Raw genomic sequence first — 18,958 nt, 5'->3', positions numbered from 1 at the left:
TCAACCAATAAAACCATATTTATGAAGCACTTAAATTTTATAAATGTATGATCAAGCCTCTTTTTTCCTATTTCCTTAAAAGGGTATATATGAACATGCTTAAAACAATGATCGCGACTGCAATCGTAGCGACTTCTGCATCTGCAATGGCAACTGAAGCTCAAGTTGCGCCAGCAACTGTTGTAACTAAAACAACCCAAACTATTGCCAAAGAAGCTGCTGCACCTGTACAAGCGAAAGTTGAAGCGACTCAAGCGACTGTTGCTGCAACTCAACAAGCGACTGAAACTAAAGCTGAAGCAGTAAAAACAGAAGCGACGACTCAATTAGAAACAGCTCAAGCTACAGCAGAACAACACGTTGAAGCTGCGAAAACTGAGGCAGTAGAAACCAAAGACGCGGCTGCTGAAAAAGCAGAAGTAAAAGCTGAGAAAAAAGGCTGGTTCTCTTGGTTTAAAAAAGCGGCTTAAGCTTTTTAAAAGCATAAAAAAAGATGTCAGCCTGACATCTTTTTTTGTTTTGGAGTGTCTTATTTAAGTTCAAGAATTTAAAAAAAATCCTCAATCTTTTATTTAGACCTTCTGCGCCAGCATCGTGGCAAAGTGCTGCTTAATCCGCTGGCCCTGCTCATCGACACGATACAGCTCACCGATATCTTCATTGTATTTCACAATATTCCAGCCCTCATAATACCCTCGCAACTCCCCCGGCTGAAAAGCAAATGGAAAATCGGCTTGTGCCGGAATATCTGGCGTATCCATGGCACAGACAATCAGATTATAGCCACCCGGCACGGTCGCCTGCTGCATCTGTGTAATGAGCGGTGGAATGGTTTTCGGCTCAAGGAACATCATCACTACAGTGCAGTAGATAAAGTCATATTGACCTGCAATACTGGTATCCGTATTGAGATCGCGCCGCTGTACCTGTACATGATCAATCTGCTCGGTATGCACAATCTGTCTTAAAGTCTGCAAACTATTTTCGTTGACATCCCAGGCATCGACCTTAAAGCCGTTCTGACTTAAATAAAGCGCATTACGCCCTGTACCACAACCAACGTCCAGCGCACGGCCACCTTTTAAATAGGGCATCGCTGCCAGCACTTCAGAATGGGTAGGATTCAACTGATATTTCTTGATGAAGTAATCCTCAGGCCGGCAGTAAAAACGTAGCTGACATTCGACATCTTCACTGGCAGAGACAATTTTGTGCCAGGCCTCAGGCTCAATAAATGGCGGTTGCTGCTCTGGCGTAAATACATGCTCGGATTGCACTACACCAGATTTTTCCAGCATGGCAAAACGCAACTCACCTTTTAATACTGTCAATTTTGCCCAGGTGCCGGCTTTGGTATTGTGCTGATTCTTGAAGCCCTGAGGAATACTCTGCTGGGTCCAGACTGGGAGTTCCTTATAACATCTCAACTGTTGCATAAATTTTTGCCCTCCATATCATCCATGCTCCGCCTGTCATTCTTTTGGCAGCGGTAATTAATTCAGCATAGCCTGTTCAAATCGGAATTGGAATCAGCGCCTGTTCGCGCTGTGCCGATGCAACAGCAAGATCAATACCAGTTTTCTATCAAAATAAAAAAGCTGCCTCTATTGAGACAGCTCGGTTATCTATCAACGAGGAATATGGCGATTCGATTAATGCAGCAGTTCCGACTTCATCCAGCTGATGTATTTGTCCTGATCCATAAAATCCGGTGCGCTCCCCAAATCCAGACTGAAATACTGCTGATTGAACTGAATCACAATCTGTTCGGTATAGTGCCAGTCCTCGATCAGCGTGAAATATTGATTTAAGAACAATCGGTTCTTATCCCCGTTATTCATCCTTTGTAATTTTGGACATTTTTTATTTGCGACAAACTCACCGTACACCTGCTGAATATCAGCAAAAACCTGAATTGTTTGCATGACTCACCTGCTTAAATGTTATGTCGTGATCTGTGCGACCCCTTCAATTTAGCAAGCGAGTTTGAACAGCAGATGACAGTCCTATGGCAATCCTGTCATCTAGGTCATGCTACAACTTGTTTTCAACCGCTTTCTGATTGGCAGTCGCCACTCGTTCCATCTGTTTATTCAAGTGCAGCATTTCTTTATACAGCGCATTAAATTCTTGCACGGCTTTATCGTCATAGAACATAAAGGTGTTATTTTTCTTTTGCCATTTATGCTTTTTCAGTACTGCAAATAAGGCATCAGCCTTGGCCAGCGTCTGTTTTTCAATTTCAAAAATGACATGTGCATTACTATTTTGCTGACTGTCTTTCAGGGTCAGGCTCAGTTGCTGGCGATAACGGTTTTTAATATCCAGTTGCTGTGCCTTGTCGATCAGCTCGGCATCGCGCTGCTGGATTTTCTGCTGATAATTGTTCACAATTTGATGGACTTGCTTGAGCATCGCTTCAGTTTCTTTATAGCCTTGTGCCTGATCCTTAGCCAAGCGGTCGATATTCAGAAAATTCTGCCAGTTGGCGGCTTTTAAGTCGCGTAGATACTGATTGCGTTCCTCGGCACTGTCGCGCAATTGCCCCAGCATAAATTCTGCCATGATGGCATAGTCACCATCCAGACGGTCATCCTCAAGCTTAATTTGAATCGGTTTAGACCAGTCCTGTGCCTGCTGCGCAATGCTCTCGGTTTTTTCTTCGAGCACGGTTTCATATTCGAGCAGCTCGGCCTGATGTTTTTGCTGAACTGAATTCTGATAAAACAGCCCAATAAAAATTGCCAGTGTCACAGCGGCTACAATCATAAAAACACGCGGCATGTATACGCTCCAGCTCTGTCAGTCAGATCTTGTTGATTTACATCCACTATGCTTATTTTTTAAACACAATTCAAGGCATTTGATTTTTCCAATAATATGTCTAGCTTAGACAGAAATTGCTCCCCTCACAAAGCTATCCTTTCGAGCACCCTATTTTTCCGATCTCATTGCATGGCAGATTTAATAAGCTTGTTAAACAAAGTTATCTAGACCGACAGGCGCACATTATGGGGAATTAAACGGCAGGCTCAGATTCAGCCGGTTCGGATCGAATTGTTCGCGGACAATATTCACATTGGTGGCATCGCGGTTAATTCCAAAAGGTTGCAGCAGTACATATACCCCATTTCTTGGGTCTGAAGACTGCAAGCCCTGTGCGATGGCCAATACATATTCACGGAACACCACAGGCAGACTATCCAGATCAGGGTCGGCAGGTGCACGCATCACATCAATATTCGCCACTACGTCACCATCCACGCTATAGGCCTGAATTTCACGTTCAATTTTCATCAGGCGCATTTGCAGGGCCTTACGCTGGCTGTTCTGCTCCTGATAAGGCAACATTTTTTCAGTCACGGCGCGCAGTTCCGGTTCCGCCATGACGGTCAGGGTCGGCAAGACGACGGAATCAGCAGCAGGCGCAGCATGGCTTAATATCGGCAGGCTAAAAGCAGTACAGGCCGTAAGAAAGCCGAGTTTAATTGGTGTTAGGAGATTCATCATTTTCACCCTCGTTTGGAAAAGGGAAAGCGTCAAAGCTAAATCTTACAAATAATGCCAGTGCCTATTGTTAAGTTTGATAAACGGTCAATGATGCATAAAAAGACAGGAAACGTCGAAAAAGAAGACGTTGAAACAACTGAAAAATAGAAAAGAATGCTGATCTGGTTTTGGTGAAAACAAAAAAAATCCCCAAACCAAGTTTGAGGATTTTTTGTATATGGTGGCGAGACCCAGGATCGAACTGGGGACACACGGATTTTCAATCCGTTGCTCTACCTACTGAGCTATCACGCCGATGCGGTGTATTAAGCCGTATCTGGCCTCATTAGTCAATCAAAATTATGAAAAAAATATTTGAGTGGCTGATTTTTGGCCTAAAAAAAATCCCTGATGGGATCAGGGATTGAAAACTTTGAAATCGTTTTAAAATATGGTGGCGAGACCCAGGATCGAACTGGGGACACACGGATTTTCAATCCGTTGCTCTACCTACTGAGCTATCACGCCGATGTCGCGTATTAAACAGTTTCAGTTGTAAATCGTCAAGAGCAGAGAGAATAATTTTCTTCAAATGTTTACTTTTCCATCAACTCGCGTCAATTTGAGTCATAAATCGAACAGTGTTTACCAAAGACCTCAGCAATAAAACAGATTTAAGCGGTTATTTACATAAAAAAGCAGCCTAACGGCCGCTTATGGTTGATCGATTTTCAGATTTTTTCCAGATTGGCCAGACAACGATGAATGGCCCCACAGCCTGGCACAAAGTTTTTCACGCCTTTTTCTTCTTCCATGCGGCAGACTTCGCTGACCAGCCTTTCTGCCACACCACGGCCACGGTTGGCCGGATGCACCACGATATTTTCCAGAATGCGGCTTTCACCCTGTCCGGTGCACCAGATTGCCCCAATAATTTTGCTATTAAATTCTGCGCTATAAACTGAGGTATACTGTGCAAGGTTTTGCTCTAGTTGTTCCATGGCATCTGCCCCGTCACTAAATTCAGGGCTCGTGTCATACAGTCGCTCAAGCTGGCTGCGCACTTCGTCATTTTCTAAAGAAGTATAAGCATGTACGGTGATAGGCATTGATAAACCCTCCTGAGCAATCTAATATGCGGTGACTTCGTCACGGCGAAAATATTTTCTACATCAATCATTTTGACGTATTTGAGGAACGTGTCTATGACAGATCGTATCAGTGAAGTGGTAAGAAATACCAACGAAACCAAAATTCGAGTTCGTTTGAATCTCGACGGTACTGGTCAAGGCACCTTAAACACGGGTATTCCCTTTTTAGATCATATGATTGATCAAATCAAGCGTCATGGCCTGTTTGATATTGATATTCATTGTGATGGCGATCTGGAAATCGATGACCATCATACTGTGGAAGACTGCGGTATTACGCTGGGTCAGGCATTTGCACAGGCATTGGGCGATAAAAAAGGCCTGAAACGCTATGGTCATTTCTATGCGCCACTCGATGAGTCTTTAAGCCGTGTCGTGGTAGATCTGTCTGGCCGTCCGGGTCTGTTTATGGATATTCCATTTACCCGTGCCATGATCGGCCGTTTTGATGTGGATTTATTCTCTGAGTTTTTCCAGGGCTTTGTAAACCATTCCTTGATGACGGTGCATATCGACAACCTGAAAGGCAAAAACAGCCATCACCAGATCGAAAGCGTATTTAAAGCATTTGCGCGTGCGCTGCGTATGGCCTGTGAAGTAGATTCACGTGCTGCCAATACGGTAGCTTCAACCAAAGGTACACTGTAATGACCCGTATTGCCCTTCTTGATTATGGCATGGGAAATTTGCACTCTGCGGCAAAAGCATTAGAACATGTCGGTGCCACGGTTGATGTGACCAATGATCCAAAACTGATTGCACAAGCAGACAAGATTGTTTTTCCGGGCGTAGGCGCGATGCGTGACTGTATGCAAGGCATGCACGAAGCCGGGATTGATGAAGTGGTACGCAATGCCGTATTTAACAAACCGGTATTGGCCATTTGTGTCGGCATGCAAGCCTTGATGCAGCATTCGGAAGAAAATGGCGGTACCGATGCACTGGGTATTTTCGAAGGTGCGGTCAAGCATTTTCCGGAAATGGCGGGCTTAAAAGTGCCGCATATGGGCTGGAACCAGGTACATCAGGCCGATCCAGAGCATCCAATGTGGAATAATATCGAACAGGATGCGCGTTTCTACTTTGTGCACAGTTACTATGTAGAGCCACAAGATTCAGACTTGGTGGCAGCTACTTGTACCTATGGCATCGAGTTCTGTACTGCAATTCATAAAGAAAACCTGTTCGCGACCCAATTCCATCCGGAAAAAAGTCATACTGCCGGTTTGCAGTTATTGAAAAACTTTGTGGACTGGAAAATCTGATTTTCCTTCCCCCTAAAAAGCTCGCAGATTGCGGGCTTTTTTATTGATTATTTTTTACACTTTTCATTTATAAAAAATCCCTTTATCATAGACTTACTTATAAAAAATCTAATGAAAACAAAGGAAAAATAATGAGTAATACAATTCAGGATTCGGGGTGGAATGCATCAGGACGTTTTGGGCGACGTTCGTATATCGCATGGAATATGCTGCTGGGTTTTTGCTTTATGATCATCGGGATCATTGCTGCTTTCATTTTACCTGGAATGAGTCCAGAGACTTTAGATGGTAAAATGTCCATGCCTTTAATGGTGCTGTTGGTTTTGATCTACGGCGTTGCGATTTATTTTAGCGTGATTTTTTTAATTCGTCGTTTACATGACCGTAATCATAATGGCTGGCTTTCTTTACTGATTTTTGTGCCGGTCGTAAACCTTGTCTTTACACTTTACCTGTTATTGGCACCCGGTCACAACGAAAGTAATGAATATGGCCCTCCACGCACGACACGTGGCTGGGAAACGCTTTTGGTGGTGCTGTATCTGGTACTCGCAGTTATTTTGGCAGCCTTTGCTGTCCCTGCTTATCAGAATTATGTTGAACGTGCTCAACAGGCGCAGATCGAACAGAGTAGCTATCACACTGATTAATCCTTGTTAAATTTTGCATAAAGCCCATTCTTCATGGGCTTTATTTTTGCCTAGAACAGGAAAAGTGATTAAGCTGAACGCATTCATTTCATGATTGAAGTTTATGCAACAGCTGCTGGATACTTTACCAAGCAAGGAACAAATTCAGGCCTTTCCTGTATTTCAAAATCTTCCGATGCAACAGATTCAGGTGATTAATCGTCTGGAACAGTGTCATGCCCTTGCACAGGAGCTAAAAAGCCATGCAGTCCTGGGTTTCGATTCTGAATCCAAACCGACCTTTAAAGTTGGTGAGGTTTCTACCGGGCCACATCTGATTCAGCTGGCCACTTTAGATAAAGCCTATTTATTTCAAATGAATGATTCGATCTGGGATTTTCTTAAACCGATCTTTGCCAGTCGCGAGCAGATCAAGGTCGGTTTTGGCCTGAAAAATGATGCGCACCTGTTCCGTAAAAAAGGCATTGAACTGAATAGTGTGATTGAACTGTCCAAATGTTTTAAAGCTTTTGGTTTAAACAATCCGGTCGGATTAAAAAATGCCATGGCTTTGCTATTTCAAGTAAATTTTCCTAAATCCAAACGGATTAGTACCTCGAACTGGGCCAGCAAGAAGCTCAGCCCGGCACAAATTGATTATGCAGCCGCAGATGCCTACGCGCCCGTGCTGGTATTTGAAGAATTACTACGTCGGGATTTATTACCCAGAGAGATTCCCAATACTTCATTAAAATTAAGAATCCGTCCTTCATCGACGGCTTAAGCGCTTAAGCGGCGTGTTGGTTCTGGTAACTTGATGTACGCATAAAAGCTGTGATGAGCGCGTTCGATGAGAGAGCTGTGACTTTAACAGGTCTTACAGCTTCGGTTATCGACCAGCTCAGTACACGATCCGTTATGGAAAATCTGATCTCCATTCAAGAGACGGATCATTAAAATCATTAAAACGAGCAAAATAAATTACCTCACTGCTACCTATCTATGGACAGGTTTTCTTTATTCATACCGTTTAAGAGTTAGAAATTTCGACTTTATTTGCTAAGATGAATACACTCAAATTCATTCTAAAGATTAAGCAAGGAGCGAAAGCATGCTGATCATCCCTGCAATTGACCTGAAAGATGGCAAATGTGTCCGTTTAAAACAAGGTCGTATGGAAGACGATACCGTATTTTCAGACGATCCGGTCGCAACAGCACAGCATTGGGTAAATGAAGGCGCTCGCCGCTTGCATTTAGTAGATTTAAACGGTGCTTTCGCAGGTACGCCAATCCATAAACCAGTGGTTGAAGCCATCGTCCGATCTCAACCTGATTTGCCGATCCAGATTGGTGGTGGTATCCGTTCTCTGGAAACCATTGAGCATTATCTGCAAGCCGGTGTTTCTTTTGTGATCATTGGCACCAAAGCAGTTCAGGATCCTGAATTTGTTGAAGAAGCATGTCGAAAATTTGCCGGTCATATTATTGTTGGGATTGATGCCATGAATGGCATGGTGGCAACAGATGGCTGGGCCAATGTGACTGATGTTAAAGCCACTGATCTGGCGAAACGTTTTGCCGATGCTGGTGTGTCGAGCATTGTCTATACGGACATCGCGCGTGATGGCATGATGCAGGGTGTGAATATTGAGCAAACCGTGAATCTGGCGCAATACTCAGGTTTGCCTGTGATTGCATCTGGTGGTGTGACCAACCTGGATGACGTACGTAACCTGAAAGACCAACCAGGTATTTTAGGCGCAATTACCGGTCGTGCGATTTACGAAGGTACATTAAGCTTGCGTGAAGCACAGTTGTTGCTAGATGAGCAACAGGCGCTATAATTAAGCTTGCTGTAAAAGAGGTCTTCGGACCTCTTTTTTATTTTTTAATTTTCTGATCTCCTGGCATGTCTACACTTATTTCCAAAAATCACTCCGGCTGGATGGTGAAAGCGCCGCAACTCGCCCTGATCCTGATCACCATTATCTGGGGCGGCAGCTTTATTACCGTGCAATACGGGCTGAACTTTAGCAGTCCGATTATATTTGTCGGCCTGCGTTTTGCTGCGGCAGCGCTTGCCGTCACCCTGATTTCACTGAAGTCGCTAAAAGGCATGAACCTGAAAGAGGTGTTCGCTGGCGTGGTGATTGGCATCATGATCGCCATTGGCTACGGCACCCAAACTGTGGGCTTGCAGACCATCAGCAGCAGTGAGTCGGCCTTTTTAACCGCCTTGTATGTTCCGCTGGTTCCGATCCTGCTCTGGCTGCTATTTCGCAAAAAACCACATGTTATGACTTGGACCGGAGCGCTGTTTGCCTTTATCGGTCTGGTGTTTTTGACAGGAAATGGCTTTGCTGCGATTCAGCTCAGTTTCGGACAAACCCTGACTTTGCTTGGTTCGATTGCGATCGCACTGGAGATTATTTTTATCAGCTATTTCGCCGAGCAGGTCAATGTCCGCCGGGTCACGGTGCTGCAACTGATTTTTGCATCCCTGTTCTGCTTCATGATCGCACCTGTTTTAGGTGAATCTCAGTTACCTGGATTTCACTGGCATCTGGCAGGAATTTTAGTCGGGTTAGGCATTGCCAGTGCCTTGATCCAACTGGTGATGAACTGGGCTCAGCGCATGGTGGATCCTTCGCAAGCAGCGATTATCTATGCAGGTGAACCGGTATGGGCAGCCCTGTTTGGCCGTCTGGCCGGAGAACGTTTACCGTCACTGGCTTTATTAGGCGGATTGATGGTGGTACTTGGCGTAATTGCCAGTGAATGGAAACCAAAGTTTTTAAGAAAAGATCCAACAGAACAATTAAAACAAGATCTTTCTTAATTCTGCTAAATCCCCCCTTAAAAAAGGGGGATTTTTTCTCTGGGGAAATATGGCTAAAATTATTTGCTATACATCGGTCTATTGTCATTTAAGCGCATGATGCCGCGAATCGCCCGATACACAATCCAGATCCAGGCCAAAACCACCACCACTAAACAGAAAGCGGATGCACCAAATGCGACCCCTGCAAACAGGTCAGGATCTTCGCCGGTAAAGAACAAAAAGAAAAATGGAATAAAGGCGACGATATTCCAGAACAGATACCACCAGAAACTGCGGATCTGCCAGGTAAAATGGCTTTCAAAGATGGAACCGCGCACATCGCGCCGTTTCACATAGTTAATGATCAACGCCACGACAGCCAGCAGGCCAGCACTAAAAATGGCCACAATATATAAAATGTACAGTGCAAAAGTCAGTGTGCGGTTTGAGTCTTTATCAATGGAATAATTCACGTCCCCTCCTGGTACTTCCCCTAGATATTTAAACTATTCAATGGGGAAATCAGCCATATAATCAAAATGATGTTAAAGCCTATGGTACAAAAATATATCTGCCGGAAAGGTTGTTTTTGTGTTTTATGCCGTAATTTCTGCTGTGCCAGCCAGGCTGCCGGCCAGCCGCCCAAGAAGGCCACCACATGCAGAGTATTTTCCGGAATACGGCGATTACCCAGCTGGGCTGCTTCCTTGTCTTGCGCATAGAGCCAGTAGCTGAGCGCGTTCATCAGGCTGACCAGTAACAACACCAGTCCACTGAGTAAACCGCCCAAGGTCAAAGCCACCAAAAAAAGAATATAGAGCACACAGGCAATCTGCATCGGCTGTAATTTCTGTGTCTGCTGTGGCTTGGAGGGTTTGAGTTTGGCTTGCAGACTTTTGGCTTGTACTGCTTTCAGGTACATCACCTGCTGCGCACGATAACGGCCGCGTTCATCCAGAATGACCAGATAATCCAGCGCACAGCCCACGATTGGACGTGGCCCAGGCTTGGCAAAGTCCTTGATATGCAGAAATACGCGATCTTTAGCTGGGTCACTAGGCTGGATAAAACCATAACCCTGATCATCAAACCATTCCACTAAGCGTCCCTGATCGCGCATATTCCCTATCCCTGTTGATTTGATTGTTTAAGCGGTGACAAATTTTAAGCGTTCAATCAGCATATTACGCATTTCATCCGGATTTTTTTGCAAAATATCTTCGCCAGTACGGCCTAATGCTGCATTACGCTGAGCCACCTGCAGACGCATCATCCAGAACCGTCCTGCTGCCATAGCCAGATACAATTCCAGACAAGCGCGTTCATCACTGGTTAAAGGACGAATCGTTTCATAGGCATTTAAAAAGGCAATCGCTTTTTCTTCGTTCAAGACCACGTCAGGATATTCGGTACAGAAGTCATTTAACGTAATAGCAATATCAAACAGCCATTCATCTTTATTTAGCTCATAAAAATCCAGAATACCATTCAGCTGATCGCCTTCAAATAAGGTATTGTCACGGAACAGATCTGAATGAATGAAACCGCGTGGACGATCCGGATATACCGCCGTCAACGCCTCATATAAACCTAATAATTTACCGAGCAAGACTTTATCTGCCGGACTTAAACTTGGTTTAATCTCTTGAGAAACGGCCAGCCAATAGGCATGATCACGCACAAAATTACGTTCTAATTTAAAGTCTTTGAGTGCCACATGCATTTTCGCCTGAGCCACTGCAATCGCTTCAACCTGCGCGACGGTAGATGGCATCGGATGTTCACCCATCAGGCGTGGTGCAATCTGTGCCGGTTTATCTTTAATACTGTGAATGGCTTTGCCTGAATGGGATAAAGGCACTGGAACGGCCAACCCGGCGTGACCCAGATGTTCTAAAACAGGAACCAGCTCACCTGCTGCCTGTTCATCCATATCTTCAAATACGGTCAGCACATATTGCTGGTCTTCGCAGACTAAAAAGTAGTTGGTATTTTGAATACCGCCTTGAATGGGAATCAGATCAATCACCTTTAAACCATAAGGCGCCGCAAAATCCTGAACTTCCTTTAAAGTCAAAGTGGTATAAACCGACATAGAAAACCTGCGAAAAAACTTACATAATTTTGCTAGAATACCGTTTCCATCTGCCAAGGTGTAGCGCTTGCGTGGGTGAGTTTCATAATCGGCTGTAATAATTGGAAAAATTTATGCTAGCTAAACGTATTATTCCTTGTCTGGACGTGGATAACGGCCGCGTGGTCAAGGGTGTCCAGTTCCTTGATATTCGTGATGCGGGTGACCCGGTCGAAGTGGCGCGCCGTTATAATGAACAAGGTGCCGATGAAATTACTTTCCTTGATATTACCGCTACACATCATGGACGCGATACCACTTACCGTACAGTAGAACGCATGGCCGAATCGGTTTTTGTACCCCTGACTGTCGGTGGCGGTGTACGTAAAGTCGAAGATATCCGTCTATTACTCAATGCCGGTGCAGACAAAGTCAGCATCAACTCGGCTGCGATTTATAATCCCGAGTTTGTACAGGAAGCGTCTCAACGCTTTGGCGCACAGTGTATCGTTGTTGCAATTGATGCCAAAAAAACTGGCGACCACAAATGGGAAATTTTCACCCACGGTGGCCGTAAAGAAACCGGGATTGATGCGATTGAATGGGCTGTGAAAATGGCTGACTTCGGCGCAGGTGAATTACTGATTACTTCGATGGATGCCGATGGCACCAAAGCCGGTTACGACATTGCCCTGATGCGTGCCATCAATGACCGCGTCACGGTACCGACGATTGCTTCTGGTGGTGTGGGTAATTTACAGCATTTGGCGGACGGCATTATCCATGGTGGTGCTGATGCAGTACTGGCAGCTTCAATTTTCCATTTTGGCCAGCACACCATTCCGGAAGCCAAAGCCTATATGGCAGCCCAAGGCATTGAAATGCGCCTCTAAGCCGTTTTAGATGATGATTTGATTAAAGAGTGTTTTTATAAACACTCTTTTTTTATGCCTTAAATAAAACAACACAGCAAATACGGGACAAAAAAAGGAGTCTTTCGACTCCTTATAAAACCAAGATAAGACTACAGCACTTGGTATTCAAAATAACTCATTACACCCAGAAACATTATCAGTATGAGGCTTTGCTCACCGACAGGAGCAAATATAAGTGAAATCCGCAGGACAATATTGACAATACAATCGTATTTTATTGACAAATCACGACAAAGCCCTGTTTTACTCCATAACCTGCGTATTTAACTGCTTCATTACCGTATTTTTTGTCATTTTAGAGGAAGCATCGGCCGATTTAACCGGAAAATATTGTTCTGCCCAGCGGTTGAGTTTTTTCGAGATCGGTGCAGGCAAGCTCAGACCTAAAGGATTCTGTTCCTGCAAATCTGCCGAGGAAATCACACGGGTACCGAGCAGATAATCAAACCAGGGCTTGGTGACGCACCAGTTGGCATCCTGATTACTATTCATATGATGATCATAATGCCAGGGCAATTTCTTTTTGGCCCATTCCGGCTCCAGATGAGCCCGGCGATGTAAATAATAATAGTTGCCTGCACCATATAAGGCAGCCAGTGACATACCTTTGGAAAAAGGATAAAAACTGAGTCCAAAAACGGTCGCGACGACTGCCAATGAGGCAATTTCATTGCGGGTACGCCAGTTGTCCAGTCCTTCTACATAGCCGAAATCGGAAAATTCCGTTTTTCGCACAATCCGGTGATGCTCCCAGTGTGAGCGCATACTCTCGGGTACCGGACTATAACGGCTCTGTCCCGGCCGGTGAACACCATGCAATACATATTTATGTGCAAACCATTCAAATCCATTTGCGACGACAAGTCCTGCCAGAAAACCTTTCCACATAATCTTTTACCTCTTGGTCTATTTTTAATATAGGCTAAATAAAAGACTAGATATTGACCAAAATATTCAATATGATTGACAAAATACGACAAAATAAAAGAATTAAAAATGCTGGTTCTAAAAAACTACGTAGGTTCAGTATACGGTGGTTTAGGACATTTACTTTTGGACTATTATCAGTTGAAACAGCTTGAAGTCCCTGAGAAATTATTGGCCATTCAAAATCTGGAACGCTTTGATTTCGCCCTGTGGCGTGATCTGTTAACGACACTTGATCAACAGCTGCAACGACCGGCTTTAGGCTTGGAAATCGCCCAACTGGTTGAAGCTAAACACCTCGGTATTATTGGCTATCTGGCACTCTCAAGTGAGACCTTGGGTGAAGCCTTTATGCGCTATCATGATTATCATCGTCTGATTTATGATGGTGGCCCACTTCAGCTGCAATGGCAAGGCGATTATCTGTCGATTGGCTGGGTTGAAGTTCCGTTTCATCTGAATACTCAATTGACCGATGAAATCGCGATTGCGCTAATGACGGAATTCGTAAAAGCCAATATTCAGAGCCCGCACGGGGTTCAGTTATACGAGGTACATTTCCAGCATGCAATGCCTAAAAATATTGCACTCTATGAGCAGTATTTCGGCTGTAAAGTCCGATTTTCTCAAGCCAGAAATCAGGTATTAATGCATGTCAGTGAACTGTCCAGGCCGCTGAAACAGGGCGACCAGACCTTGCAAAAACTGCTGATGCAACAGGCCAAAGCATTATTAGAAAAATTTCCGTACTCCACTCTGGTAGATCAGCAGCTGCAACAGGCGATTCTAATTGGCCTGCAAAAAAACCTGTTCCAGATCAAACATATTGCCGAGCAGATGAATTTTTCCGTGCGTCAGTTACAACGCCATTTACAAAAACAGGGCAAAACTTATCAGCAATGTATGCAGGAGATTCGCTGCATGCTGGCTATGCAATATCTGAAAGATCCGCACTTGAGTTTGCAGGAGACTGCCATGTTACTGGGTTATTCTGAACAAAGTGCGTTTCAGCGTGCCTTTAAGCAATGGACCCAGCTGACACCGCAGCAGTGGCGCCAACAGAATATGCCAGCTGCTTAAACTACCAGCATGTTCGTTTGATATACGGGCTTCATGCAGGGTTGACGATTTTAATCCCTGTCCCCTATCACCTGATGATAAATATAAAAATAAGCACTTAAAAAATTGATAAATATCTTGGCGAATTGCTCGGCACATTCTGGCTGGTGTTTGGAGATATTACGGGAGCAGAGAAATTAAGCTTTTCAATAAAAGCCTTCTAAAAAGTCAGGATTTCTAAATACCATTTTTCTGCATGTTTCACATGGAGCATGCAGATCATCGCGCTTAAAAATGCTTATAAAAATGGATTTTCAATTTCATCCAGATCATCACGCTGAATTTTTTCTGGCAAGTCCGGCGTGTTTTCTAGTTGTTGTACCACATCATTCAGAAAAGCCTGCAAGGCTTTGGCCACTTTCAGTCCCTGCTGATCCTTGGTGATTTGCAAGTTGCCATACAGGCTGACGCAGTCTAGATCATTTTCCAAAGTCAGATCATGAATGGCATGGGATTCACTGCCATTTTCAAATGCTTTAAACATATCCTCTTCACCTGTCTTTGTTATTTTTCCATGAACGTCTGATGTCGATGCTACCCGAATCCTGGTTTTTTCAGCAAGCTTATTTCAACAGCTGCAAAATATATTGCAACAAGGCATCAATCAGCTGTTTTACGATGGCATCTTGTGTCGCGTTGTCTATCGCGCCACCAGTCGCTGAGGAGGTCGAGCTGCCTGAACCAGAAGACTTAAACTCGCGTTGTAATGCCTGCAGGTTTTCTTCAGAAACCTCTTCGGCACACTGGCTTTCTGCATCCCAATTAGAGTATTCAATTTTCTGGTTGGCTTTTACGGCATTTCCAGTCAGTGGCAGCTTATAGGTATTGCGTTTCTGTTCTTCGGTAAGCTGCGGGAACAGGTTAATTCCAAGCTGTTCTTCCAGATAGCAGACACTGACAATACGCACTTTCAGTGAATTGTCATTCGGTGCATAGTAAGCACCAATAGCACCGGTTTTCGGCATATAAACCGCCTTATAGACCGCGGTTGGCACAATCACGCCATTGCCAATGGTTTTCAGCTTCTTCCCGGCAAAGACCGGCCCGGTTACCACATAAACATCCTGTTTCTGCTTGGTCACAATGGCACGAGTGGCTTCTTCCAGCTCACGCCAGACTTGCTGATTATTCTTGGGCGCTTGCGGCACCATATTGGCCAATGAAAAACTGTCAGACTGCGCAGCCTTGTTAGGCATATCCGCATTCGGCGCCATATGACCGCGGTCATAACCTGAACCACGATAATCCGCCAATGTGGCACGATGCTTCGCACTGACCCGATCTTCTTCATGAAAATTATCTTCACGGGGAATTTTCTGGCTTAAGCGTGCTGGCGTTAAGGCTTCTGCAACCCAAAGTGGCGTTTTAGATACCCCGGAATAACCGACATTAAAGCCATTAAAACACAGCGAATAGCTGTCTTTTTTCAGGCTGTCTTTCATCAAATATGGCGGTACATCACGATAAAACTGGTTCAGACAGGCAGAATCACTGGAAGAGGATAGTGACACCCACTGACTGATTTTTTCCTGACCAAAAGCGATGGCGAAGCTGCTCGAAGCCACCACGCCCAGAATGACTTTAATACTATTATCATTTAAAAACTGAAAAAAAGAGTTCTTGGGTTTACGCTGCTTCTTGGCCATTCTTACACGTACTTTTTAGATCAATATAGATTTTGACCGAGCTTAACAAGCTGTATAAGTGAAGTATATCTTGGCTCTACCATTCGTTTACTAAATAAACAATAAGTATCCAAAATCCCGGGCAGTTGTAACAAACTGTCTAATTTTATTTCTTTTTAAATGAGGTTTCTCGGTGTTTGCGTAGCTTTGTTTGGCTCAGTAGATTGAGTGTGTAAAGCTAACGGCCTATCTCAATTCGTACAATTATTAGCAATGGTGTCAATCATGAATTCCAAACTCTCTAAAGCATTAGGTTTAGGATTATTCACAAGTGTGATCAGCGTAGCTGCATTTGCTGAGCCACCGGTTCAACCAGGTGAAACACTTGAAAGCTTGTCTAAAGCTAAAATTAGTACCAAGGTGAATGGTCAGGAAGCCTCTTTAGAAAGCTTGGTGAACTCTGGTCAGATTCGTCTGGTCGATCCGCGTGCAGCAGCACCGCAAACAGCCATGCCAAACACACAGGCACCAATGCCCAATGATCCAGCAATGACTCAGGCACCAAATTCAGGTACTGTTTCTCCTCAACCACCTGTCACAGAACCAGGTATGAATGAAGCAGAGGTGCCGGCCAATCTGGTTGAACCAGCCACTGAATCAGAAGTAGAAGCCAGCACGTCTATGACGACGCCTCAACAACAACCAACACTGGAAGAACAACAATCAGCTGTACCAGCAATGTCTGAAGAGCAACAGCAAGCAGCTATTGCTTCAGAACAACCGATGCCTGAAGCACAGCAACAAGCGGCTGTGACTGAAGCAGATGTGAGCAATGAACAAACTGAAATTGCAGCTCAATCTGATGCAGAGCCAGTACTGATGGAAGAACCTTTGAATGCTGCACCTGAAGTGCCGGCTGCGGTAGAACTCGAACAATAATCTGAAACTCATTTATTTATTGTTTCTCTCATAAAAAAACCAGAGTGTGCCTCTGGTTTTTTTTTATGCTTTTTATTTTATTTACATCTGAATCTGGGTGCCCAGCTCGACCACACGGTTGGGTGGAATTTTATAGAAATCACTGACCGGACTGGTATTGCGCTGCATAGAAATAAACAGCTTTTCCCGCCACGGTGCCATGCCCTCACCCACAGTATGCATAATCCGTTCACGTGAAATAAAGAAACTGATCTGCATCAGGTCATATTCAAAATCCCATTGCTCATAGGCCTGTTGTAAAGCTTCCGGAATATTCGGCTGATCCTTAAAACCATAATAGATAAACACCCGGTAAAAATGCTCACTCAGTTTTTCCAGTTCAATCCGGTCCTGCCTGTCAACAAAAGGAATATCCCGGGTAATCACTGTCAGCATGATATTGCGTTCATGCAAGACCTTATTGTGCTTAATATTATGCAACATGGCATGCGGAACAATATTTGGTGTACCGGTCAGGAAAATGGCATCGCCTGGCACAAACTTGGTGCCTTCCCCCATCGAAATACTTTTAATAAACAGATCAATCGGCAAGGCATCCTGTTCCAGCCGGTTCAGTACCAACGCACGCCCATCTTTCCAGGTCATGAGAATCGTAAACAGTACTGCGCCAATCAGAATCGGCACCCAGCCACCCGAAGCAATTTTCAAGGACGTTGAGGCCACAAAGACTAAATCCAGTGCCAGGAATGGCACAGCAAATAAAGCTACTTTCCAGACCGGCCAACGCCAGAATCCATAAGCCAGAATCGAGATCAAAATGGTGCCACAGAGCATGGTCATGGTCACCGCAACGCCATAAGCACTCGCCAGATTGGCACTATTTTCAAACAGTAAAATCAGGATCAGCACCGAGATAAACAGCATCCAGTTAATGAAAGGCAGATAAATCTGGCCGCGTTCCAATGCAGAGGTATGCTTGACTGACAGGCGCGGTAAATAACGCAGTTGAATGGCCTGATTTACCATAGAAAATACGCCAGTAATGACCGCCTGTGAGGCAATCACCGCCGCCGCAGTCGCCAGTCCAATCATCGGGAACAAAGCCCAGTCGGGCAGCAGCATATAGAAAGGATTCGCCAGTGCTTCAGGACTACGCAGTAACAAGGCGCCTTGCCCGGCATAATTCAGTAATAAACATGGCAAGACAATAATGAACCAGGCCAGACGAATCGGCAGACGGCCAAAATGCCCCATATCGGCATAAATCGCTTCACCACCGGTCATGGTCAGAATCACCGCCCCCATGGTCAGAAAAGCCACATAGGGCTGATCGACCACAAAATGATAGGCCCAGTAGGGATTCACCATCCAGAGTACAAACGGGGTCTGGATGATGCTCCACAAACCAAAACCGCCAATCGACAAAAACCAGAGCATGGTTAAAGGTCCAAAAAACTTGCCCATCGTGGCTGTGCCGTGTCGCTGAACCATAAACAGCCCGGCCAAAATCCCGATGGATAAAGGCACCAGCCACTGATTGAAAATGGGTGTGGCAATACTCAGGCCTTCAATGGCTGAGAGCACGGAGATTGCCGGGGTAATAATCCCGTCACCGAAAAATAGTGATGCACCGACAAAGCCCAAAGCAATCAGGAATATTTTCTTTTGATCAGAGATTCGTGTGGTACGCAGGTTTAATGCCAGTAGTGACATGATCCCGCCTTCGCCGTTGTTATCGGCACGCATGATCACCATGACGTATTTAAAGCTGATGGTAAGCATCATGCACCAGAAAATCAGGGACAGGATGCCGAGTACAGAAGCTTCGCTAATGGCGAGGTGTGCGGTGAGGAAGCATTGGCGCAGTGCATAGAGCGGACTGGTACCAATATCTCCGAAAACGACCCCAAGCGCAGCCAGTGTAATCACTGGGAGAGCTGCCTTTTGTGCAGTGCTTTGCATATATTGTCTTCGTTTTTTAA

Annotated in this window: 22 protein-coding genes and 2 tRNA genes; 10 read left to right on the top strand and 14 right to left on the bottom strand. The window is 44.8% G+C overall.

Annotation, left to right across the window (positions count from 1 at the left end):
* Positions 1 to 89: 89 nt before the first annotated feature.
* Complete coding sequence (locus ACTL4S_RS07105; RefSeq protein WP_441299029.1) at positions 90 to 470, top strand: hypothetical protein; 381 nt, start codon at positions 90 to 92, stop codon at positions 468 to 470.
* Positions 471 to 572: 102 nt separating this feature from the next.
* On the opposite strand, the gene tehB is transcribed toward ACTL4S_RS07105, so the two are convergent.
* From tehB to ACTL4S_RS07070, 7 genes are all read right to left on the bottom strand, one after another.
* On the bottom strand, positions 573 to 1,436 hold the full coding sequence (gene tehB, locus ACTL4S_RS07100; RefSeq protein WP_441299028.1) for an SAM-dependent methyltransferase TehB: 864 nt from the start codon (positions 1,434 to 1,436) through the stop codon (positions 573 to 575).
* Between the two features lie 216 nt (positions 1,437 to 1,652).
* Entirely contained in the window at positions 1,653 to 1,925 is a 273-nt protein-coding gene (locus ACTL4S_RS07095) for a hypothetical protein (RefSeq protein WP_441299027.1), read from the bottom strand.
* Positions 1,926 to 2,034: 109 nt separating this feature from the next.
* Positions 2,035 to 2,784 carry a hypothetical protein gene (locus ACTL4S_RS07090; RefSeq protein WP_441299026.1) on the bottom strand — a complete coding sequence of 250 codons (750 nt, stop codon included), beginning with the start codon at positions 2,782 to 2,784 and terminating at the stop codon, positions 2,035 to 2,037.
* 225 nt (positions 2,785 to 3,009) lie between these two features.
* The gene (locus tag ACTL4S_RS07085; protein ID WP_180181451.1) at positions 3,010 to 3,507 is read right to left on the bottom strand and encodes a hypothetical protein; all 498 of its coding nucleotides are present in this window, start codon (positions 3,505 to 3,507) and stop codon (positions 3,010 to 3,012) included.
* A 221-nt stretch (positions 3,508 to 3,728) separates the two neighbouring features.
* Positions 3,729 to 3,804 (bottom strand) — tRNA-Phe (locus ACTL4S_RS07080).
* Between the two features lie 137 nt (positions 3,805 to 3,941).
* Positions 3,942 to 4,017 (bottom strand) — tRNA-Phe (locus ACTL4S_RS07075).
* Positions 4,018 to 4,220: 203 nt separating this feature from the next.
* Positions 4,221 to 4,598 (bottom strand): GNAT family N-acetyltransferase, encoded by a 378-nt coding sequence (locus ACTL4S_RS07070; RefSeq protein WP_004278652.1) that lies wholly within the window; start codon positions 4,596 to 4,598, stop codon positions 4,221 to 4,223.
* 96 nt (positions 4,599 to 4,694) lie between these two features.
* Between ACTL4S_RS07070 and hisB the strand changes: the two genes are divergently transcribed.
* The 6 genes from hisB to ACTL4S_RS07040 all read left to right on the top strand — a co-directional run bounded on the left by hisB (position 4,695) and on the right by ACTL4S_RS07040 (position 9,375).
* On the top strand, positions 4,695 to 5,288 hold the full coding sequence (hisB, locus tag ACTL4S_RS07065; RefSeq protein WP_441299025.1) for an imidazoleglycerol-phosphate dehydratase HisB: 594 nt from the start codon (positions 4,695 to 4,697) through the stop codon (positions 5,286 to 5,288).
* Complete coding sequence (hisH, locus tag ACTL4S_RS07060; protein WP_086044210.1) at positions 5,288 to 5,905, top strand: imidazole glycerol phosphate synthase subunit HisH; 618 nt, start codon at positions 5,288 to 5,290, stop codon at positions 5,903 to 5,905. The genes hisB and hisH overlap by 1 nt, the downstream gene beginning before the upstream one ends.
* Positions 5,906 to 6,036: 131 nt before the next feature.
* Complete coding sequence (locus tag ACTL4S_RS07055; protein ID WP_005105402.1) at positions 6,037 to 6,555, top strand: DUF805 domain-containing protein; 519 nt, start codon at positions 6,037 to 6,039, stop codon at positions 6,553 to 6,555.
* Between the two features lie 103 nt (positions 6,556 to 6,658).
* On the top strand, positions 6,659 to 7,318 hold the full coding sequence (locus ACTL4S_RS07050; RefSeq protein ID WP_005105400.1) for a 3'-5' exonuclease: 660 nt from the start codon (positions 6,659 to 6,661) through the stop codon (positions 7,316 to 7,318).
* Between the two features lie 327 nt (positions 7,319 to 7,645).
* Positions 7,646 to 8,380, top strand: coding sequence for a 1-(5-phosphoribosyl)-5-[(5-phosphoribosylamino)methylideneamino]imidazole-4-carboxamide isomerase (gene hisA, locus ACTL4S_RS07045; RefSeq protein WP_004278658.1), 735 nt, complete (start codon positions 7,646 to 7,648; stop codon positions 8,378 to 8,380).
* Between the two features lie 65 nt (positions 8,381 to 8,445).
* A complete protein-coding gene (locus ACTL4S_RS07040; protein ID WP_441299024.1) occupies positions 8,446 to 9,375 on the top strand; it encodes a DMT family transporter in 930 nt (309 codons plus the stop codon).
* A 59-nt stretch (positions 9,376 to 9,434) separates the two neighbouring features.
* Here the strand turns inward: ACTL4S_RS07040 and ACTL4S_RS07035 are convergent, their stop codons facing one another.
* Genes ACTL4S_RS07035 through ACTL4S_RS07025 form a run of 3 tightly spaced genes read right to left on the bottom strand, consistent with a single transcriptional unit; the run spans position 9,435 to position 11,452 of the window.
* A complete protein-coding gene (locus ACTL4S_RS07035) occupies positions 9,435 to 9,830 on the bottom strand; it encodes a DUF4870 family protein (RefSeq protein WP_005105397.1) in 396 nt (131 codons plus the stop codon).
* Positions 9,831 to 9,850: 20 nt separating this feature from the next.
* A complete protein-coding gene (locus ACTL4S_RS07030) occupies positions 9,851 to 10,477 on the bottom strand; it encodes a DUF1294 domain-containing protein (RefSeq protein WP_184413035.1) in 627 nt (208 codons plus the stop codon).
* A gap of 27 nt (positions 10,478 to 10,504) precedes the next feature.
* Positions 10,505 to 11,452, bottom strand: coding sequence for a homoserine kinase (locus ACTL4S_RS07025; RefSeq protein ID WP_044111388.1), 948 nt, complete (start codon positions 11,450 to 11,452; stop codon positions 10,505 to 10,507).
* Between the two features lie 113 nt (positions 11,453 to 11,565).
* Here ACTL4S_RS07025 and hisF point away from each other — a divergent pair, with 113 nt between their 5' ends.
* The gene (gene hisF / locus ACTL4S_RS07020) at positions 11,566 to 12,324 is read left to right on the top strand and encodes an imidazole glycerol phosphate synthase subunit HisF (RefSeq protein ID WP_004647284.1); all 759 of its coding nucleotides are present in this window, start codon (positions 11,566 to 11,568) and stop codon (positions 12,322 to 12,324) included.
* A gap of 285 nt (positions 12,325 to 12,609) precedes the next feature.
* Here the strand turns inward: hisF and ACTL4S_RS07015 are convergent, their stop codons facing one another.
* Positions 12,610 to 13,254 (bottom strand): sterol desaturase family protein, encoded by a 645-nt coding sequence (locus ACTL4S_RS07015; protein ID WP_247143291.1) that lies wholly within the window; start codon positions 13,252 to 13,254, stop codon positions 12,610 to 12,612.
* A 108-nt stretch (positions 13,255 to 13,362) separates the two neighbouring features.
* On the opposite strand from ACTL4S_RS07015, the gene ACTL4S_RS07010 reads away from it, so the two are divergent.
* The gene (locus tag ACTL4S_RS07010; RefSeq protein ID WP_114540965.1) at positions 13,363 to 14,373 is read left to right on the top strand and encodes an AraC family transcriptional regulator; all 1,011 of its coding nucleotides are present in this window, start codon (positions 13,363 to 13,365) and stop codon (positions 14,371 to 14,373) included.
* A 277-nt stretch (positions 14,374 to 14,650) separates the two neighbouring features.
* On the opposite strand, the gene ACTL4S_RS07005 is transcribed toward ACTL4S_RS07010, so the two are convergent.
* Together ACTL4S_RS07005 and ACTL4S_RS07000 are read right to left on the bottom strand one after the other, a co-directional pair.
* Entirely contained in the window at positions 14,651 to 14,896 is a 246-nt protein-coding gene (locus tag ACTL4S_RS07005; RefSeq protein WP_004278666.1) for a hypothetical protein, read from the bottom strand.
* 79 nt (positions 14,897 to 14,975) lie between these two features.
* Positions 14,976 to 16,058, bottom strand: a complete 1,083-nt coding sequence (locus ACTL4S_RS07000) for a DNA/RNA non-specific endonuclease (protein ID WP_004278667.1) — start codon at positions 16,056 to 16,058, stop codon at positions 14,976 to 14,978.
* Between the two features lie 264 nt (positions 16,059 to 16,322).
* Between ACTL4S_RS07000 and ACTL4S_RS06995 the strand changes: the two genes are divergently transcribed.
* On the top strand, positions 16,323 to 16,976 hold the full coding sequence (locus tag ACTL4S_RS06995; RefSeq protein ID WP_441299023.1) for a hypothetical protein: 654 nt from the start codon (positions 16,323 to 16,325) through the stop codon (positions 16,974 to 16,976).
* Between the two features lie 81 nt (positions 16,977 to 17,057).
* On the opposite strand, the gene ACTL4S_RS06990 is transcribed toward ACTL4S_RS06995, so the two are convergent.
* On the bottom strand, positions 17,058 to 18,938 hold the full coding sequence (locus ACTL4S_RS06990) for a potassium transporter Kup (RefSeq protein ID WP_441299022.1): 1,881 nt from the start codon (positions 18,936 to 18,938) through the stop codon (positions 17,058 to 17,060).
* Between the last annotated feature and the right edge of the window lie 20 nt (positions 18,939 to 18,958).

The organism is Acinetobacter lwoffii, from assembly GCF_052078135.1.
Lineage (GTDB): Bacteria > Pseudomonadota > Gammaproteobacteria > Pseudomonadales > Moraxellaceae > Acinetobacter > Acinetobacter lwoffii_Z.
Note: the sequence above shows the minus strand (reverse complement) of the source record. Positions and strands in the feature narration are given on the sequence as shown.

What these genes read in the sequence shown, in the direction of transcription:
- ACTL4S_RS07105 (WP_441299029.1), top strand. Translation starts at nt 90, where the DNA reads ATGAACATGCTTAAAACAATGATCGCGACTGCAATCGTAGCGACTTCT.
- tehB (WP_441299028.1), bottom strand. Translation starts at nt 1,436, where the DNA reads ATGCAACAGTTGAGATGTTATAAGGAACTCCCAGTCTGGACCCAGCAG.
- ACTL4S_RS07095 (WP_441299027.1), bottom strand. Translation starts at nt 1,925, where the DNA reads ATGCAAACAATTCAGGTTTTTGCTGATATTCAGCAGGTGTACGGTGAG.
- ACTL4S_RS07090 (WP_441299026.1), bottom strand. Translation starts at nt 2,784, where the DNA reads ATGCCGCGTGTTTTTATGATTGTAGCCGCTGTGACACTGGCAATTTTT.
- ACTL4S_RS07085 (WP_180181451.1), bottom strand. Translation starts at nt 3,507, where the DNA reads ATGAATCTCCTAACACCAATTAAACTCGGCTTTCTTACGGCCTGTACT.
- ACTL4S_RS07070 (WP_004278652.1), bottom strand. Translation starts at nt 4,598, where the DNA reads ATGCCTATCACCGTACATGCTTATACTTCTTTAGAAAATGACGAAGTG.
- hisB (WP_441299025.1), top strand. Translation starts at nt 4,695, where the DNA reads ATGACAGATCGTATCAGTGAAGTGGTAAGAAATACCAACGAAACCAAA.
- hisH (WP_086044210.1), top strand. Translation starts at nt 5,288, where the DNA reads ATGACCCGTATTGCCCTTCTTGATTATGGCATGGGAAATTTGCACTCT.
- ACTL4S_RS07055 (WP_005105402.1), top strand. Translation starts at nt 6,037, where the DNA reads ATGAGTAATACAATTCAGGATTCGGGGTGGAATGCATCAGGACGTTTT.
- ACTL4S_RS07050 (WP_005105400.1), top strand. Translation starts at nt 6,659, where the DNA reads ATGCAACAGCTGCTGGATACTTTACCAAGCAAGGAACAAATTCAGGCC.
- hisA (WP_004278658.1), top strand. Translation starts at nt 7,646, where the DNA reads ATGCTGATCATCCCTGCAATTGACCTGAAAGATGGCAAATGTGTCCGT.
- ACTL4S_RS07040 (WP_441299024.1), top strand. Translation starts at nt 8,446, where the DNA reads ATGTCTACACTTATTTCCAAAAATCACTCCGGCTGGATGGTGAAAGCG.
- ACTL4S_RS07030 (WP_184413035.1), bottom strand. Translation starts at nt 10,477, where the DNA reads ATGCGCGATCAGGGACGCTTAGTGGAATGGTTTGATGATCAGGGTTAT.
- ACTL4S_RS07025 (WP_044111388.1), bottom strand. Translation starts at nt 11,452, where the DNA reads ATGTCGGTTTATACCACTTTGACTTTAAAGGAAGTTCAGGATTTTGCG.
- hisF (WP_004647284.1), top strand. Translation starts at nt 11,566, where the DNA reads ATGCTAGCTAAACGTATTATTCCTTGTCTGGACGTGGATAACGGCCGC.
- ACTL4S_RS07015 (WP_247143291.1), bottom strand. Translation starts at nt 13,254, where the DNA reads ATGTGGAAAGGTTTTCTGGCAGGACTTGTCGTCGCAAATGGATTTGAA.
- ACTL4S_RS07010 (WP_114540965.1), top strand. Translation starts at nt 13,363, where the DNA reads ATGCTGGTTCTAAAAAACTACGTAGGTTCAGTATACGGTGGTTTAGGA.
- ACTL4S_RS07005 (WP_004278666.1), bottom strand. Translation starts at nt 14,896, where the DNA reads ATGTTTAAAGCATTTGAAAATGGCAGTGAATCCCATGCCATTCATGAT.
- ACTL4S_RS07000 (WP_004278667.1), bottom strand. Translation starts at nt 16,058, where the DNA reads ATGGCCAAGAAGCAGCGTAAACCCAAGAACTCTTTTTTTCAGTTTTTA.
- ACTL4S_RS06995 (WP_441299023.1), top strand. Translation starts at nt 16,323, where the DNA reads ATGAATTCCAAACTCTCTAAAGCATTAGGTTTAGGATTATTCACAAGT.
- ACTL4S_RS06990 (WP_441299022.1), bottom strand. Translation starts at nt 18,938, where the DNA reads ATGCAAAGCACTGCACAAAAGGCAGCTCTCCCAGTGATTACACTGGCT.